Origin of the sequence: Colwellia sp. C1TZA3, from assembly GCF_007954265.1 — a bacterium.
In the GTDB taxonomy this organism is placed as follows: domain Bacteria; phylum Pseudomonadota; class Gammaproteobacteria; order Enterobacterales; family Alteromonadaceae; genus Cognaticolwellia.
On the sequence record NZ_VOLS01000030.1, the window covers coordinates 12,199 to 28,611 of the forward strand.

A 16,413-nucleotide genomic window follows, 5' to 3' on the forward strand; every position below is an offset into this window, starting at 1 on the left:
CGTTATTTTACATATTATTCTTGCTGCCTAAGTCTTTTAAAATTGCCAAAATAAACCTTAAAGGCATATTTTACGAAAGGTTAGGTTAATACGTGGTGCTATTTCCTTACTTCTTTTAGGTAAGCAGTGCTGCCAATATTTTTGTGTATTTCCTCGCATAATCAGCAAGCTACCTGGCGTAAGCGCAATGTTTATTTTTTCTTTAGTGATGGTATGTTTAAGTTGAAATTCACGTTCTGCGCCAAAAGATAACGAGGCAATAGTTGGCCTTAGACCTAGTTCAGGCTCGTCATCACTATGCCAACCAACACTATCATGTTGATTACGATATAAATTTGCTAATACGGCATTAAACTCATGATCACAATAGTCGCTCACTTTTGCTTTTAGTGCCCGTAAATTTTCTGTCCAAGGTTGTGCTATTAAGGTTATATTTGAATAACGATAACTGAGATTATTGTCACCATACCAAGCTTGTAATCTTGGTATTTTCATCACCTTGCCAAACATTTTAATATCATCATGGCGCCAAGCTAATTTTTGTTCTAATTGCTGAAAAAGTATTTGTGCTTCGTCTGGAGCATAAAAGTTTTCGATGTAATCAATATCAGCATCTGGAGATAGTATTTTCAAACCAATAGCTTCCTTATGATGTTTTAATGATGAGATTGTCTTATTTAACGCTATTATCTCGATAAAATCCGCAATTAACTAGCTCGTAGTGATAAATTTTGTCACAATATCAGGAACGCCAACCAAGTATTTATCACTATGATCAGCCCTTTTATTCTCAACGACAAAAACCTTTTTCTCGATCGTTTTCCAACCGGCCAAGTCAACCGAAGCTTGCAAGCGTGGGATGCCGCTGATGAATATATTATTAGTTATGTAGAGCAACAGCTATTAACCAGTGCAAAACAAAACATTCTTATTTTCAATGATAGTTTTGGCGCGATAAGCTGCAACTTAACTGAACAGCAATTGTATTGTGTTAGTGACTCATTTTTAAGTCATCAAGGTATTGAGCTTAATCTAGAGCAAAATGGTTTATCAGACGAAAATATCACGCTACTAAGCAGCCTCGATGATTTGCCTAGCGATATTAACCTCGTGCTTTATAAAATTCCAAAAAGCAAAGGCCTACTTTGCCAACAACTAAGCGCAATAAAACAGCAACTGAGTAAAGATGTTATATTTATCGCCTGCGATCGCGCTAAGGAAATTCACAGTTCGACACTTAAATTGTTTGAGAATTACTTAGGCACCACGACGACATCATTAGCAGTAAAAAAAGCCCGACTGGTTTTTAGTCAACTCGATAATGACAAAGCAATATCAGCAGTATTTCCAACCTCGTGGCCATTAGAGCACACCGATTTCACTTTACATAATCACGCCAACGTTTATGCCCGAGAAAAACTTGATATTGGCGCGCGTTATTTTATGGAGAACTTACCCAATGTTGCTGCAAACACTGAGGTTATCGACCTCGGTTGTGGCAATGGTGTTATTGGCTTACAGGTATTATCAAAGCAGCCAGCAGCGCAAGTGCACTTTATCGATGAGTCATACATGGCGATCGCGTCAGCAAAATTAAATATGACTGAGAACTTACCAGCAGCTATTGAACAATGCCATTTTCAAGTCAATGATTGTTTAACTAGTGTTGAAGGCGGTAGTGTTGACCTTGTGTTATGTAACCCGCCATTTCATCAACAAACCGCTACCACAGATCATATCGCGTGGCAGATGTTTAAAGACAGCCACCGGGTATTGAAAAAAGGTGGTGAGTTGCGCATTATTGGCAACCGTCAGCTAGGTTACCATATAAAATTAAAACGTATTTTTGGTAATGAAAAGTTGATTGCCAGTAATGAGAAATTTGTCACTATTTCAGCAATAAAACGTTAATTTTACACCTTGAACTCTGCAGGATATAAAATGAAATCAAGTATAATTAATTTACTGTTTTTAAGCGCTGCTACTTTGTTACTGGCCTGTAGTACGCCAATAAAGCAAGTGATTGTCAGCCCTGAAATCAATGTAGGTAGCAGTAATGCATTTCAACAAAAGCAAGTGCAATTACGCTTTAGTGATCTGCGCCGCTCAAACCATATTGTCCAAATTTTACATACCGGCGAAGCCACACAGTTATATTCACCTCAACAGCGCATTGTTGATGTAGTATCAGCGGCACTTACCCCAGCATTAATAGCTAATGGTCTACAAATACAGCCGCTAGCCGTTAATCAAGTCGAAGTCATTATCGACAATGCCTTGGTAAGTGTTCAACAACAAATATTAAAATATAGTGCCAGTAATCAGATGAGTTTTCGTGTGATTGTCAACAATGGCAAAAACACCTTAACAAAAACATTTAAAATTACCGGTACCAGCAATGGTCCTCTCAAAGCAGACCTTGCGGTATTAGAGCGCGATTTTAACCAACAGCTCACAAGGCTATTAAGCCAAATAGTGCAAAGCAAAGAGTTGCAGCAATTTATTCAATAACTTAATAACTTAATAACTTAATAACTTAATAACTTAACAACATTGCTATCGAGAGAGCCATAATGAAAATTTTTTCAGTGATATTATTATTACTTTCATTCACCTGTAGTGCCAAAAATTTAGCTATTGATCCTGATAATTTATTCCCACAGGTTAAGTTAGAAACCTCAATGGGCACCATTATTGTAGAGCTTGATAGAATACGCGCTCCGATTACGGTTGATAATTTTTTGACCTATGTAGTTAAAGGCGAATACAACAACACTATTTTTCATCGTATTGTGCCCGAATTTATTGTTCAAGGCGGAGGCTATAGCCAAAACTTTGAACTTAAGAAAGTTGAAAAAACCATCATAAATGAATCAGGCAATGGTTTAAAAAATGAAATAGGCACAATTGCCATGGCAAAAGAAAACCGTCCTCATACCGCTAACAGACAATTCTTTTTTAACGTCGCCGACAATAGCAGTTTAGATCCCGGCAGGCATTGGGGTTACGCCGTTTTTGGTGCTATCGTTGAAGGCCAAGCCGTTGTAGATGCTATGGCCTTAGTGAAAACAGATTATAATGGCGAAATGGGCTGGGACGATGTGCCTATTGAGCCTATTATGCTAATCAAGGCCAGTTTGTTGCCTGCTATATCTATATAAAGTACTTACCCGAAGTTGATTAATTATATAATGGGCTTATTAGTTTTTATAAAAGCCTTTAAAATGATGCTAAAGCAGGTGATAGATAACTTTACGTTGATAAAAAAACACGCCTCCAAATATCTTTTAATGGCTTAATCGCATTTTAACACCCACCATAAATCACAGGTCAACAACAGGTCAACAACAGGTCAACAACAGGTCAACGTTGACAATTTTAGTTTTATCTACGATAACTAAACAGTATTAAGGCATATTACAAGCTGTATTATAGCTCAGCTAAGTCGCCTTATTGGCTACATATTACAAAAGGAAAACCATGATAATTGAGCAGTTTATCAATGAAAAAATCACACAAATTAGGGCCTATATTACCGCTGTTATTAATCATTCTCTGCACTACACTGAGCTTGATAAATTTGTCGAAAATACCATGGCAGAATGGACTTTACTTCAGGTAAGTGACGAAACCCCCAATAATGCTAGAGAACGCGTATTTTGGCACATAATGCATGAACTTAGTTTGCACAGCGCTAATGAACTTGACTATGATTTATACCTTAAAAGTGAGATATCCACCTGTTTAGAGTTTTTCTCTGGAACGGGCAGTTACCCTATTGATTGTATAGGTTGGCGCCCAATACCTTAATATTACAACATTAAAATCAAAAACCACAGATAATCAGTCATAACTAATTGCCGGTTTCAGAAGATTAAACTTCTGTTTACTAATACATTTTGGTAGCCTAACGGCATTATCTTTTCGCATTCATTAGGCTTTGAGCAATGCAATCCCCAACCTTTAAGCAGGCAATACTTAATCGCCGCATGCTCATTTGTATATTCACCGGCTTTAGCTCAGGACTGCCCTTATTTATTCTCTATCAACTAGTGCCGGGTTGGTTACGTTCAGAGGGGGTTAGTCTTACTGAAATTGGTTTATTTTCCCTGATCGGCATTCCATACGTATGGAAATTCATTTGGTCGCCATTAATGGACCGATATTCATTACCGGTATTGGGACGCCGCCGCAGTTGGATGTTGCTCACCCAAGTATTATTGCTGTTCTCTATTGCAGGTTTTGGTTTTGTTGACCCGGTAATGAATATCTGGAATGTTGCCTACCTAGCAGCTGCAGTGGCATTTTTTAGTGCTAGTCAAGATATTGTGCTCGATGCCTATCGGCGCGAATTACTGCCTGAGCATGAACTTGGTCTAGGTAATTCTATTCACGTACAAGCCTACCGGCTTTCTGGCTTAGTGCCGGGTTCACTGGCCTTTATTCTTTCTGACCACATTAGTTGGCAAGCCGTATTTATTATTGTCGCCGCATTTATGCTAATAGGCGTTGTCTTGAGTCTTTCAATCAAAGAGCTTAATAACACCGCCCAAGCACCAAAAACATTACAGCAAGCCGTTGTCTTACCCTTTAAAGACTTTATTAATAGGGAAGGGACAAAATCTGCACTACAAATTCTTGCTTTTTTATTTTTATATAAACTTGGCGACAGTATGGCAACCGCTTTACAAACCCCATTTTTCATCGACTTAGGCTTTACTAAAACCGAAATAGGTGTGGTGGCTAAAACAGCATCATTAATTGCTATGACTATAGGTTTGGCAATCGGTGGTATAGTAATGATTAAATTAAGCATTAATCGTGCCCTTTGGCTGTTTGGCTTTGTGCAAATAATCAGTATATTAGGTTTTGCAGCACTGGCAGAAATTGGCCACAACACCTACGCTTTAGCTGTGGCTATGGGCTTTGAGTATTTGGGTGTTGGCCTTGGCACAGCAGCCTTTACCGCCTTTATTGCCAGAGCTACTAACCCAGCATTTGCAGCAACACAATTTGCATTATTTACCGCTTTAACGGCACTACCAAGAACATTTGCCAATGCCACCACAGGCGTTATTGTTGAGCAAATAGGTTGGACTAATTTTTACTTTATATGTACGGCATTAGCGATACCCGGTATGTTAATGCTATTAAAAGTTGCACCATGGCGTGAGCCCTCTAAACCAGTAACGCAGGAGACAGCGTAAATATGATCCAACTATTTTTTCTTATCCCCATACTTATGAGTGCTATTTGGTATTGGTATTTAAATAGTAAAAATTACACCATTAAACAGGGCATAAAAGGCTTTGGTTATATCTTTGCTTTTAACGCGACTATTATCGCATTTTTTGTTTTAATGTTATTTATAACGCATTAATTCATCTAGCTATCTGAAAAATAAAAAAAGCCGCACACTGCGGCTTTTTTAAACGCTAAGTTCAATAAAGTAAACTGACTTATTTTCAATTAAAAAACTGAGCGAAAACCAGAGCGAGCACTACTGCGGCCAGAACGACGGTTTCTTATTCTACTGTGCAATTCTTTACGCTTAGCTTCTAACCACTCATATCGAGTAATTTTTTCATCACTATGACGACCTTCTTCACGTTTACGATAGTGGCAAAAATCTAAGAAAGCCTCAATGTCATCTTTCAGCTCTTCAACAACTAACTCAATCATAATCGCGTCATCTAAAAAGCCTCAATGTCATCTTTCAGCTCTTCAACAACTAACTCAATCATAATCGCGTCATCTAAAAAGCCTAGCACCGGAATATGATCAGGCACTAAATCTTCAGGGTCACTAAAGTAAGCTAAAGCACTTAATACGTCAGCGCGTTTTTCATCTGGTATTTTCCACTCTTAATCTTCAATCATTGCGATTAAGGTTACTAATTTTTTAATTCTTTCGCTGACGAATAACGGCACATCAACTTTAATGTCATTACTAAGATTTTTGCGTTTACTATAATTTCTGCTTCAGTTAAATTTTTTCCTCCTAACCTAGATTGTCTCATGACATCACGAAAATACTCTAAATCTGATTCTTTCAACTCGAAGGTAACTTCAAATGCCATTATAATTTTCCTCATATTTGGCTTACTTTGATCAGTAACCTTTTAAATTTAACAGAGATTTTTCAATACACCACCAATGCAGACAAATATTAACAATTCATTAAAATAACAGCTGTTGTATTTAAAGTACTTTTGAAATATATCTTGTTGATAGAGATAGTTTTTTTATTATATTGCTACTAAGGAATCTTAATACAGAAAACTAAATTTATGTTTAACATCATTAAAATAATATTAGTAATATGGTTAACTTATCAATAAAAATAACCATTAGGTAAACTCAAAGTGCTCTTTGTGAACATTTATCGCAAGACAAGAGGTATGCACATCGTCGTTCCTGGATGTATTAATGCCGTGAAGCCATGTTCCTACCAACATTTCGCACCAATTGACATTCACTCAATTATTTTGTCCATCAGCGTGATCATCAAGCATCTCTGTCAGCTAAATCATGCCCGCACTTTTTATTGACTCAAATTTTAGGATCGCCAAACCTGCCGTCCTTTGCGGACAGCAACTTTCTATTGCTCAATTACACTAAATTATAAAGCGTCGCTATGTCAGATCCAAACAGGCGTAAAATCTTCTTTTTTCTTCGGACAGCCCCGTTATACACGCACCTTTCCCTTGGAAGAACAGTACATTGATCCCATTCATCCGTTGAAATAACCACCTCATTGTGGGCTTGCTTGTCGCCTTACCTACTTGATTTAATACCGTTTCGTTTTCCTTTTTTAGGGTTTCCCTTATTTCATATTCTCCTGTGTTATAAACCATCAAACACAGTGTCATTATCATCATGAGTGCATTGATACGTTCAGGCTTTTTCAAAAAAATACTGTTGAGGTGAAACTGTGGATCTTTAATGAAACGAAAGCCTCGCTCCACACCTTGCTGTTCTTTATAACTCACGAGTAATGTGGCTAGATCCATGTCTTGATTATTCAGGTCGTTCGTTGACAAGATAAATCGACCTAATTTATTTCTGCTCGGCCTTTGTTTTTCTTCACAGGATCTCAGTGTCATGTGCAACTCATAATGCACAATTGAGCGTTGCTCACCTGCCTTTGGTCGTCCTCGACCCGTAAATTTCTTTATAGGAACAAGTTGATAATTCACTTGGTGATATTTAAGCTTCTTTTCAAAGGCGATAGCGGCTCGCTGTGCATCTTTTTCACAAGTAAAAGGCTCGTTTTTCAGTTTTCTTGCTTCTTTTTCTGCCGTTAATTGCGCCTTTTCGATCCGCCTATTTAACGTGATTGTTTCCCGTTTGTTAGCTTGCTCTGAATAAATGAGCCCCCAATGCTGACGCATACCACGATCTTCTTGTCCAAGCCAAACACCTTTGTAACCATTACCAAGCGTTTGCCAAGCGAATATTTCCTCTTCAGAAATAACTAACTGCTTAGCTACTTTGACACTTTCAGGGACTCTAGTGAGCCACGTGTAAAAGGTGTTACTTAGCTTGTCTTGCACATAAAGTGCTGAGTCTGCGATCACTAATATATCGGGACTTTTTTCTAATGCTGCTCTGAATTGTTCGATCCGCGCTAACGTTTGGTGAAAGTTCGTTTTATCTTGGCTGTTGCCATTAAGCCCTTCTATCCAAAGGGGTAAGTTAGCCGGGCCAGTGACGGTAAGCGACTTTAAGTCGGGCCGATGGTCTTTTGAATGACCATGCATGGGTCGAGGGGGCTGGTTTTTGTCCTCTTCACCGTCAGCGTTCACATCATAATCACCACTAAGCTTTAGGCTAGTGGTATCAAGGTGCAATCTTTGCCTTTTAGTCGCCGGCATAAATTCTTGCGCTATTTCATTGGCAATTTCGGCGAATAACTCGGTAACACCATAAGCATAAATAGCATCTAAGGTCCGACCCAGTGCATCATCATTGAAATGCTCATGCTTAACACCTTTGCCAAATAAAACGGCTAGTGCTTTGTTTTCAAAGAAATGATGGGATAGATAAATAGGACTTTGGGTAAAACCCAAGCCACAGATGATCATCGCCTTAACACGCTGCCCATGAGAAAGAATGGCGCCATGTTTTTTTGAGGTAGGCAATCTGGCGTCGATACGTTCGACCAACTTAAGCTTATTAATAAAGCCCGCCGTGATCCCGTGGTAGTCAAGAGACTCAATGTTGATATCTTCATTAATATCGATATTGTTGATGGCGCTAAACGGATATGACATACAGCTTTCATTAAAAATAGAAACTAAGGGCAGTATTGTTACATAAGTACAAGAGAATTCTTGTGATCCATTGGCAATAATTCTTGTGATCTATTGACTATTCGTGAGGAGTACGTGATTTATATTAATTAATTTTAAAGCTTGAGATTGGTGCGGAATGACGGTTCCTACAGGGGTATAAGTCAGTAGAGTAATGCAGGAGCAATTACCAGGATGCACTAATGCCTCGAAAGGCAGGATGTTTAGGAGAGGCCCGAACATCGTCGTTCCTTCACATCCATGTGATCACGACATACCCTTCTTGCTGAACATAAAAAAGCACCCTAAGGTGCTTTTTTATTATGCGTTTAGCTAAATTTATTCAGCTAGTATTGCCGCCAATTAATTACTCAGCAAGTGGACGCATATGTGGGAACAAAATAACGTCTTTAATGGTAGGTGAATCAGTGAATAACATCACTAATCGATCAATACCAATGCCTTCACCCGCTGTTGGTGGTAAGCCATATTCAAGTGCTTGAATATAATCTGCGTCAAAATGCATGGCTTCGTCATCACCTGCATCTTTACCTGCGACTTGGTTTCTAAAACGCGCCGCTTGATCTTCAGCATCATTAAGCTCTGAGAAGCCGTTGGCTAGTTCACGACCACCAACGAAAAACTCAAAACGGTCAGTGATAAATGAGTTGTCATCATTTCTGCGAGCTAATGGCGATACTTCCCACGGGTATTCTGTGATAAAGGTCGGTTGGTCAAGCATATGCTCAGCAACTTCTTCAAAAATCTCACAAACATACTTACCAGCACCCCAGACTTTAGATGCTTCAGTTTCCTTAACTCCCACTTGTTTAGCCATCGCTTTCAAGGCATCAAAGTTAGCTTCTGGGTCACGTAAAACCGCCTCATCAAGGTCGTTACCATATTGTAAAATTGCATCAACCATAGACAAACGGGTAAACGGCTGACCAAAGTCATAGAATTTCTCTTCTACTACTTCACCGTCAGCGTTTTTAACGGTATTACGAATAACCGCTGAGCCCATAACGTCTTCGGCTAGGGTACGTAACATTTCTTCTGTAAGGTTCATTAGGTCATGATAATCAGCATAAGCTTGGTAGAATTCAATCATGGTGAATTCTGGATTATGACGTGATGATAAGCCTTCATTACGGAAGTTGCGGTTAATTTCAAACACTTTCTCAAAACCACCAACAACCAAGCGCTTCAAGTAAAGCTCTGGCGCAATACGCATATACATTTGAATGTCTAAGGCATTGTGAAACGTTTCAAAAGGTTTCGCCGTTGCACCACCTGGGATGGTTTGTAGCATCGGTGTTTCAACTTCCATAAAATCACGGTCAGTTAAAAATTTACGAATACCATCCACTATTTTAGAACGAATTTTAAACGTGTTGCGTGTGTCTTCGTTAATGATCAAATCAACATAACGTTGACGATATTTTGTTTCAACATCTGATAAGCCATGAAACTTTTCTGGTAATGGACGCAGCGATTTTGTTAACAGCTCGTATTTATCCATATTAACGTATAAGTCGCCTTTACCTGACATATGCATAGTACCGGTAACACCAATAATATCGCCGATGTCTAAAGTGCCCCAACGCTCTTTAATATCTTTTTGCACTGTTTTATGTGCATAAGCCTGAATACGGCCAGTCATATCTTGTAAGACTAAAAATGGCCCACGTTTTGCCATTACGCGACCAGCAATGCTGTAAAGACCGGTTTCAGCTTCAAGCGTTTCTTTATCTTTTTCACCGTGTTCAGCTTGCAAATTAGCAGCATAATGTTTTCGGTCAAACTTGTTAGGGTGGCCATTAGCCGGACAGTTTTCTCGAATTTTTGCTAATTTGCCACGACGTTCGGCAATCAATTTATTTTCGTCTTGGTGTGCTTGATCAGTCATTTTATGTCTCGTATTTTAACGTAGTATTTATTTAAGCTAAGCTATTTAGCGCTCAAATTTTGCTATTAAAGGTATATTTTATTAAAAATAGTTTAAATTAATTAAGAACTTATAAGCCAGATTTTAAGCTAGCTTCTAAAAATTTGTTTAAATCGCCATCTAATACGGCTTGAGTATTTCGGTTCTCTATGCCGGTACGTAAATCTTTAATACGGCTGTCATCTAAAACATAAGAACGTATTTGACTACCCCAACCAATATCTGACTTGCCATCTTCTAATTCTTGTTTGCCTTCATTCTGCTTTTGCATTTCCATTTCATACAATTTAGCTTTGAGCAACTTCATCGCGGTAGCACGGTTTTTGTGCTGTGAACGATCGGCCTGACAAGCCACTACTGCGCCTGTTGGCTCATGGGTAATACGTATGGCAGAATCGGTTTTATTAACATGTTGACCACCGGCACCAGAGGCACGAAAGGTGTCTATGCGTAAATCTGCTGGGTTAATATCAATTTCAATATTGTCGTCTATTTCTGGGTAAATAAACGCAGAAGCAAACGAGGTATGACGACGACCACTTGAATCAAAGGGTGACTTGCGCACTAAACGATGTACGCCGGTTTCTGTGCGTAACCAACCAAAAGCATACTCGCCAGTGTATTTAATAGTACAGCCTTTAATACCGGCGACATCACCACCAGTCACTTCAATAGCTTCTGTTTTGTAACCATTGGCTTCACCCCAGCGTAAATACATGCGCATCAGCATTTCTGCCCAATCTTGTGCTTCTGTACCACCAGAGCCTGACTGAATATCTAAATAGCAGTTATTGGCATCGTGATCACCAGAAAACATCCGGCGAAACTCTAGTTTTTCAAGGCTGGCTTCTAAGGTTTTTGTTTCAGCTTCGGCGTCATTAAAGGTTTCTTCGTCGTCGGCTTCAACGGCAAGTTCAACCAAACCTTCAATGTCTTCACAACCTGAATCCATTTGTGCAATGGTTTCAACCACCGCGTCTAATGCCGCACGTTCACGGCCCAGTGCTTGTGCGCGTTCAGGATTATTCCACACATCGGCAGACTCTAGCTCTCGAGTTACTTCAACCAGGCGTTCTGACTTTTGATCGTAGTCAAAGATACCCCCGAAGTAAATTGGTGCGTTCGCGAATTTCTTTAATTTTATTGAGTACTGGGTTAACTTCTAGCATATTTTTTAACTGTCACGCCGTAATTAATGAATAAAGGGAAAAACAAAAAAAATAGTCGCGCATTATAGCCTAATTATGCGATTAAATAAACGCTTGCTTGAATAATGAAATACTGTTTTTATGATGTTTTTCTCACCGATTAAACTGATAATGGTATTGATAACCTTCAGTCTAATTGTTCAACCATTAATTGTACCGACTGTTTACCGCGAAACTCATTGATATCTAAACGATAGGCTAGCTTCACCTGCTTGGCTTGGTTGTCTGGCCAACGCTTAATATCAACATTAAAGGCGATGGCATCAAATACTTGCTGGTCTTTCTCTACCACAAGCTTTAAGTGTTTTTCGCCAACAATGCGTTGCTGAACAAGCGTAAAAACGTCATCAAACACCGGCTCTGGAAAGTTTTGTCCCCACGGCCCAGCCTCACGTAAGACCTGTGCAAAAGCCAGTGTCATATTGTTAGTTAATAGCTCGCCATCTGAGGCCAGCACACCCGTTAAAGCTTCTTTACTTAACCACTGCTCGGCATATTGCTCAAATAGCGTTGAAAATTGTTGAAATTTATTTGCCGGTATTGATAAACCTGCCGCCATGGCATGACCACCAAACTTTATAATAATACCAGGGTGTTGGCTGTCAATATACTCAAGTAAATCACGAATATGTAAACCTGGAATAGAGCGCGCTGAGCCTTTTATTTCATTCTCATTGATCTCAATGCTATCGCTATCAGCGGCTTGAGCATCTAGGTCATCGTCATCATTACCTTTGGCAAAAACAATACTCGGGCGATGATACTTTTCTTTTAAGCGCCCAGCAACAATACCGATGACGCCTTGATGCCAGTCACCATGAAACAAACTAATGCCATGGGGTAAATTGCTTTCGCTAAATTGTAAACTAGCCAGTACTTGCTCTGCCTCAATTTGCATGCCCTGCTCTATTTCTCGGCGCGCTTTATTTAAGTCATCCAAATCGGCTGCCATCACTCTAGCGCTTGATAAATCTTTTGCCAGTAAGCAGTTAATGCCAAACGCCATATCGTCTAATCGACCTGCCGCATTGATACGTGGGCCTAAGGCAAAGCCAAAATCGCTGGCGACTAATTTTTGCTGATTTTTACCGGCAATTTCTATTAAGGCTTGAATACCTGGGCGCGTAGCTCCTGCTCGAATACGCTTGAGTCCTTGTTCGACTAAAATTCGATTATTGGCATCAAGTGACACCACATCAGCAACCGTGCCTAAGGCAACTAAATCAAGTAATTGTGCGATATTAGGTTCTTTAATATTCTGCTGTTCAAACCATTGCTGTTCACGTAAATATTTTCTTAACGCCAACATAAAGTAAAATGCGACACCAACACCGGCCAACGACTTGCTGGCAAAATTACAACCCACTTGGTTTGGGTTAACAATGGCATCGGCAGGTGGTGAATTTGCGCCAGGTAAGTGATGGTCAGTAACCACCACTTGCAGCCCTAGCTCCTTCGCTCTTTTAACACCAGCAATACAGCTAATGCCATTATCAACAGTCACCAATACTTGCGCGCCTTGTGAGTTAGCAATATCAACAATTTCAGGGGTTAAGCCATAGCCGTACTTAAATCGGTTGGGCACTAAGAAATGATGGTTTGTTGAACCTAGCATTTGTAATGCTTCCATCATTAATGCCGTACTTGTGGCTCCGTCAGCGTCAAAGTCACCAATCACTGTAATGTTTTTTTGCTCTTGCAGTGCCTGATACAACAGTTCACATGCTTCAGGTAAGCCTTTTAGCGAATCAACAGCACATAAATGTGACGCGGTTAATTCAAGTTGTTCTTTGTTGGTAACACCACGTCGTGCATATATTTGTCGAACAAGTGGATGTAGTGTATCGGGTAAATGCTCATCGCTAACTTGCGCTCGACGAATGATCTCTTTATGCATGAATGAACCTTATACTTGAAACGCTAGAGACAAAAATGGCAAGTGAATGACTTGCCATTTTATCAAAAAATTAAGTTATACCAATCGAATAAATTGATGAATCTGTTCGATATTAACCACCTTGTTGAGAGGTCTCTAATAAGGTAAACAATTTACTTGGGTCTTGATAACCTGGCACCATCATGCCATTGGCTAATACAATGGCCGGTGTGCCAGAAACGCCTACTTGACGACCAAAGTCAAATTCGTCTTCAATAGGCATATCACAAATACGTGCCGCCACTGAAGAGCCACTTTTCGCTTTTGTTAACGCTGACTTAGGATCTTCATGGCACCATATTGAGCGTAAATCTTTAAAGCCTTGTGAATAACTGCCGGTTTGGTCTTTTACGCCAGCACGTGGATACGCTAAATAACGCACCGTAATGCCTTTGTCGTTATAAGCGCTCATTTGTTTATGCATTTTACGACAATAACCACAGGTGATATCAGTAAAAACTGTTACTACATGCTTTTCGTTTTTAGCGGGATACACAATCATAGCATCAGAGAATTGAACCATACCGTCAACCCGCACTTGCGCTAAACTTTCTTCAGTTAAATTACTCACGTTTTCGCCTAATCCATACATTTTACCATGCAATAAAAAATTGCCATCGGCACTAGCATAAAATAAGCCCTGATCGGTCAGCACTTCAACAACACCAGGCATGGGAGATGATTTGATACTAGCAACATTAAACCCTAACATTTGTGACAACTTTGCTTTTAGCCCTTGCAACTCAGGCGACTGTGTAACAGGTAACATCACACTGTTATTTGCTGGCTCAGCATACGCGGCAACATTGTGGGTCATACTTAACAAGCCAAATGCAGCAGCCAATAAAAATTTCTTAGACATAAATCAATACCATACCTTAACTATATGAACGGAAAATGAGCGGAAAATTACTTTTGTAATTTTAGATAAATACCAAGACCGCTCTAATGCCTCTAAAATTACAGTGAAAAAGCCATAATTGCAATAACACTACACCAGCCAATAGCTAACTGATCTGATAAAATATGACTTTCAATAGCAATGTACAGCATCTTATTGGCGAGAATTTTGCTAAAATCTCACCACTCGCTCAGCAACCACCTAGAGTGGTTCGTTAAACCTCGGTAATTTATCAATGAACATCGCATTATTTTACGGCTCAACCACTTGTTATACCGAAATAGCAGCAGAAAAAATTCAAGCTGAACTAGGCATAGATAACGTCACCTTATTTAATATTAAAGATATACCACTGACAGAAATGGCGAATCACGACATCTTAATTTTAGGTATTTCTACTTGGGACTATGGTGAAATTCAGGAAGACTGGGAGTCACATTGGCCAGAAATCGCCAACATTGATCTTGAGGGGAAAATTGTTGCTCTTTATGGTATGGGAGACCAAATTGGTTACACCGATTGGTTTCAAGATGCGCTTGGCATGTTACATGATCAAGTGCTGGCACAAGGCGGCTATGTTATCGGTTATTGGCTCAATGAAGGTTATGACTTTGCAGTGTCAAAAGCACTAACAGCAAATCAGCAACATTTTGTTGGTTTAGCCCTTGATGAAGACAACCAATACGATGCTAGCGAAGCACGGATCAAACAGTGGTGCCAACAAATTAGCGCTGAAATCGCAGATATTCTAGTAGATTAAGTTAAATATCATAATAATTAGACAAATTTGGCAAGATCTTTAGGATAAATCGTATTTTGCCATTATAATCACCCTTATTAATCCCCAAAGAAAATTATTACATGTTTGAGCAGTTTGACCTAGATTCCGCATTATTGGGCGGCATTGAAAATGCAGGCTATAAAAAGCCAACGTCTATCCAAGAATTAGTACTTCCTGTCGCTATGACAGGTAAAGACGTATTAGCTTCGGCCCCAACAGGAACAGGAAAAACAGCAGCGTTTATTTTGCCAGCTGCTCAACACTTGCTTGATTATCCTCGCCCACCACAAGGTTTTCCACGTGTACTGATTTTGTCGCCAACCCGCGAGCTTGCCATACAAACTCATGAGCAATGTGAGAAGTTAACTGCGCTAACCAATATTAAATCTGCCGTTATTACCGGTGGTGTTAATTATGGCAGCCATAAAGAAGTACTCACCGGTAACACCGATATTTTGGTTGCTACACCTGGCCGGTTAATGGAATACATTGAAAGTGAGCAGTTTGACAGCCGTGAAATTGAAATCCTTATTCTAGATGAAGCTGACCGTATGCTCACCATGGGTTTTGCTGAAACCATTAATCGCATTGTTGGCGAAGCACGTTGGCGCAAACAAACCATGCTATTTTCTGCCACCCTAGAAGGGGCTGCTGTAGTACGTTTTTCTCGCGAACTGTTAAACGACCCAGTATTTTTAGAAGCAAGTCCTTCTCGAAAAGAAAAAGCAAAAATTCATCAATGGATGCATCTAGCCGATGACAAAGATCATAAATTCGCCTTATTGCTTAACTTATTGAAACAAGAAGAAGTAGGACGTGCGCTGGTTTTTGCCAATAAACGTGAAACCGTGCAATATTTATCCGGTAAATTGTATGCTGATAACGTGCCTTGTGTTTGGCTTGAAGGTAAAATGCAACAAGATAAACGCAATACTTCAGTCGAGCGTTTACGCAATGGTACGGTTAAAGTATTAGTCGCTACCGATATTGCAGAGCGTGGTCTTGATATTGACGATATAACCCATGTGATCAACTTTGATATGCCACGCACCGCCGATATTTATTTACATCGCATCGGGCGTACTGGCCGAGCCGGCAATAAAGGTACCGCTATCTCACTGGTTGAAGCGCATGACATGACCGTTATCGGTAAAATTGAGCGCTATATTAAAGAGCGCCTACCCCGCCGTGTTATTGAAACCTTAAGACCACAATACAAAGAAGCACGTGTTGCCGTTAAAAAAACCAAAGTAAAAAGAACCGTAGCTCAAAAGAAAGCTAAAGCGAAAAAAGTAGCGAAACGCAGTAAAAGCTAGACACTAAAAACGAGCACTACTAATCATAAG

Annotated in this window: 17 protein-coding genes; 8 read left to right on the forward strand and 9 right to left on the reverse strand. The window is 39.7% G+C overall.

Annotation, left to right across the window (positions count from 1 at the left end; all coding sequences use genetic code 11):
- Positions 1-57: 57 nt before the first annotated feature.
- The gene (locus ESZ39_RS10280) at positions 58-633 is read right to left on the reverse strand and encodes an alpha-ketoglutarate-dependent dioxygenase AlkB (protein WP_317615708.1); all 576 of its coding nucleotides are present in this window, start codon (positions 631-633) and stop codon (positions 58-60) included.
- A gap of 138 nt (positions 634-771) precedes the next feature.
- Between ESZ39_RS10280 and ESZ39_RS10285 the strand changes: the two genes are divergently transcribed.
- The 6 genes from ESZ39_RS10285 (at position 772) to ESZ39_RS17775 (ending at position 5,380) form a co-directional block, all read left to right on the forward strand.
- The gene (locus ESZ39_RS10285) at positions 772-1,911 is read left to right on the forward strand and encodes a methyltransferase (protein ID WP_146879824.1); all 1,140 of its coding nucleotides are present in this window, start codon (positions 772-774) and stop codon (positions 1,909-1,911) included.
- Positions 1,912-1,941: 30 nt separating this feature from the next.
- Complete coding sequence (locus ESZ39_RS10290) at positions 1,942-2,511, forward strand: YajG family lipoprotein (protein ID WP_146879825.1); 570 nt, start codon at positions 1,942-1,944, stop codon at positions 2,509-2,511.
- A 62-nt stretch (positions 2,512-2,573) separates the two neighbouring features.
- Complete coding sequence (locus tag ESZ39_RS10295) at positions 2,574-3,161, forward strand: peptidylprolyl isomerase (RefSeq protein ID WP_146879826.1); 588 nt, start codon at positions 2,574-2,576, stop codon at positions 3,159-3,161.
- A gap of 319 nt (positions 3,162-3,480) precedes the next feature.
- On the forward strand, positions 3,481-3,810 hold the full coding sequence (locus ESZ39_RS10300; RefSeq protein WP_146879827.1) for a hypothetical protein: 330 nt from the start codon (positions 3,481-3,483) through the stop codon (positions 3,808-3,810).
- A 137-nt stretch (positions 3,811-3,947) separates the two neighbouring features.
- Entirely contained in the window at positions 3,948-5,207 is a 1,260-nt protein-coding gene (locus tag ESZ39_RS10305) for an AmpG family muropeptide MFS transporter (protein WP_146879828.1), read from the forward strand.
- A 2-nt stretch (positions 5,208-5,209) separates the two neighbouring features.
- Complete coding sequence (locus ESZ39_RS17775; protein WP_191321754.1) at positions 5,210-5,380, forward strand: hypothetical protein; 171 nt, start codon at positions 5,210-5,212, stop codon at positions 5,378-5,380.
- 89 nt (positions 5,381-5,469) lie between these two features.
- On the opposite strand, the gene ESZ39_RS18030 is transcribed toward ESZ39_RS17775, so the two are convergent.
- The 8 genes from ESZ39_RS18030 to dsbC form a co-directional block, all read right to left on the reverse strand.
- Complete coding sequence (locus ESZ39_RS18030; RefSeq protein ID WP_223270342.1) at positions 5,470-5,682, reverse strand: hypothetical protein; 213 nt, start codon at positions 5,680-5,682, stop codon at positions 5,470-5,472.
- An 11-nt stretch (positions 5,683-5,693) separates the two neighbouring features.
- Positions 5,694-5,789: a DUF1232 domain-containing protein gene (locus ESZ39_RS18245; RefSeq protein WP_262984491.1), complete on the reverse strand. Its 96-nt coding sequence runs from the start codon at positions 5,787-5,789 to the stop codon at positions 5,694-5,696.
- A 104-nt stretch (positions 5,790-5,893) separates the two neighbouring features.
- Complete coding sequence (locus ESZ39_RS18040) at positions 5,894-6,079, reverse strand: hypothetical protein (RefSeq protein WP_223270343.1); 186 nt, start codon at positions 6,077-6,079, stop codon at positions 5,894-5,896.
- A 555-nt stretch (positions 6,080-6,634) separates the two neighbouring features.
- A complete protein-coding gene (locus ESZ39_RS10315) occupies positions 6,635-8,275 on the reverse strand; it encodes an IS1634 family transposase (RefSeq protein WP_146879829.1) in 1,641 nt (546 codons plus the stop codon).
- Positions 8,276-8,660: 385 nt separating this feature from the next.
- Entirely contained in the window at positions 8,661-10,202 is a 1,542-nt protein-coding gene (gene lysS / locus ESZ39_RS10320) for a lysine--tRNA ligase (RefSeq protein ID WP_146879830.1), read from the reverse strand.
- A 109-nt stretch (positions 10,203-10,311) separates the two neighbouring features.
- Positions 10,312-11,410 (reverse strand): peptide chain release factor 2 gene (prfB, locus tag ESZ39_RS10325; RefSeq protein ID WP_191321755.1). Its coding sequence is split into 2 segments (ribosomal slippage): positions 10,312-11,334 and positions 11,336-11,410, totalling 1,098 coding nucleotides; the frame shifts between segments, so codons are not numbered across the junction.
- 166 nt (positions 11,411-11,576) lie between these two features.
- Positions 11,577-13,346 (reverse strand): single-stranded-DNA-specific exonuclease RecJ, encoded by a 1,770-nt coding sequence (recJ, locus tag ESZ39_RS10330; protein ID WP_146879832.1) that lies wholly within the window; start codon positions 13,344-13,346, stop codon positions 11,577-11,579.
- Between the two features lie 112 nt (positions 13,347-13,458).
- A complete protein-coding gene (gene dsbC / locus ESZ39_RS10335; RefSeq protein WP_146879833.1) occupies positions 13,459-14,247 on the reverse strand; it encodes a bifunctional protein-disulfide isomerase/oxidoreductase DsbC in 789 nt (262 codons plus the stop codon).
- A gap of 274 nt (positions 14,248-14,521) precedes the next feature.
- On the opposite strand from dsbC, the gene fldB reads away from it, so the two are divergent.
- Positions 14,522-15,046: a flavodoxin FldB gene (gene fldB, locus ESZ39_RS10340; protein ID WP_146879834.1), complete on the forward strand. Its 525-nt coding sequence runs from the start codon at positions 14,522-14,524 to the stop codon at positions 15,044-15,046.
- A 101-nt stretch (positions 15,047-15,147) separates the two neighbouring features.
- The gene (gene srmB / locus ESZ39_RS10345; RefSeq protein ID WP_146879835.1) at positions 15,148-16,383 is read left to right on the forward strand and encodes an ATP-dependent RNA helicase SrmB; all 1,236 of its coding nucleotides are present in this window, start codon (positions 15,148-15,150) and stop codon (positions 16,381-16,383) included.
- Positions 16,384-16,413 lie beyond the last annotated feature (30 nt).

Bases quoted from the DNA above. Each gene is read 5' to 3' on its own strand.
- ESZ39_RS10285 (WP_146879824.1), top strand. From the start codon at position 772: ATGATCAGCCCTTTTATTCTCAACGACAAAAACCTTTTTCTCGATCGT.
- ESZ39_RS10290 (WP_146879825.1), top strand. From the start codon at position 1,942: ATGAAATCAAGTATAATTAATTTACTGTTTTTAAGCGCTGCTACTTTG.
- ESZ39_RS10295 (WP_146879826.1), top strand. From the start codon at position 2,574: ATGAAAATTTTTTCAGTGATATTATTATTACTTTCATTCACCTGTAGT.
- ESZ39_RS10300 (WP_146879827.1), top strand. From the start codon at position 3,481: ATGATAATTGAGCAGTTTATCAATGAAAAAATCACACAAATTAGGGCC.
- ESZ39_RS10305 (WP_146879828.1), top strand. From the start codon at position 3,948: ATGCAATCCCCAACCTTTAAGCAGGCAATACTTAATCGCCGCATGCTC.
- ESZ39_RS17775 (WP_191321754.1), top strand. From the start codon at position 5,210: ATGATCCAACTATTTTTTCTTATCCCCATACTTATGAGTGCTATTTGG.
- ESZ39_RS18030 (WP_223270342.1), bottom strand. From the start codon at position 5,682: ATGATTGAGTTAGTTGTTGAAGAGCTGAAAGATGACATTGAGGCTTTC.
- ESZ39_RS18040 (WP_223270343.1), bottom strand. From the start codon at position 6,079: ATGGCATTTGAAGTTACCTTCGAGTTGAAAGAATCAGATTTAGAGTAT.
- ESZ39_RS10315 (WP_146879829.1), bottom strand. From the start codon at position 8,275: ATGTCATATCCGTTTAGCGCCATCAACAATATCGATATTAATGAAGAT.
- lysS (WP_146879830.1), bottom strand. From the start codon at position 10,202: ATGACTGATCAAGCACACCAAGACGAAAATAAATTGATTGCCGAACGT.
- recJ (WP_146879832.1), bottom strand. From the start codon at position 13,346: ATGCATAAAGAGATCATTCGTCGAGCGCAAGTTAGCGATGAGCATTTA.
- dsbC (WP_146879833.1), bottom strand. From the start codon at position 14,247: ATGTCTAAGAAATTTTTATTGGCTGCTGCATTTGGCTTGTTAAGTATG.
- fldB (WP_146879834.1), top strand. From the start codon at position 14,522: ATGAACATCGCATTATTTTACGGCTCAACCACTTGTTATACCGAAATA.
- srmB (WP_146879835.1), top strand. From the start codon at position 15,148: ATGTTTGAGCAGTTTGACCTAGATTCCGCATTATTGGGCGGCATTGAA.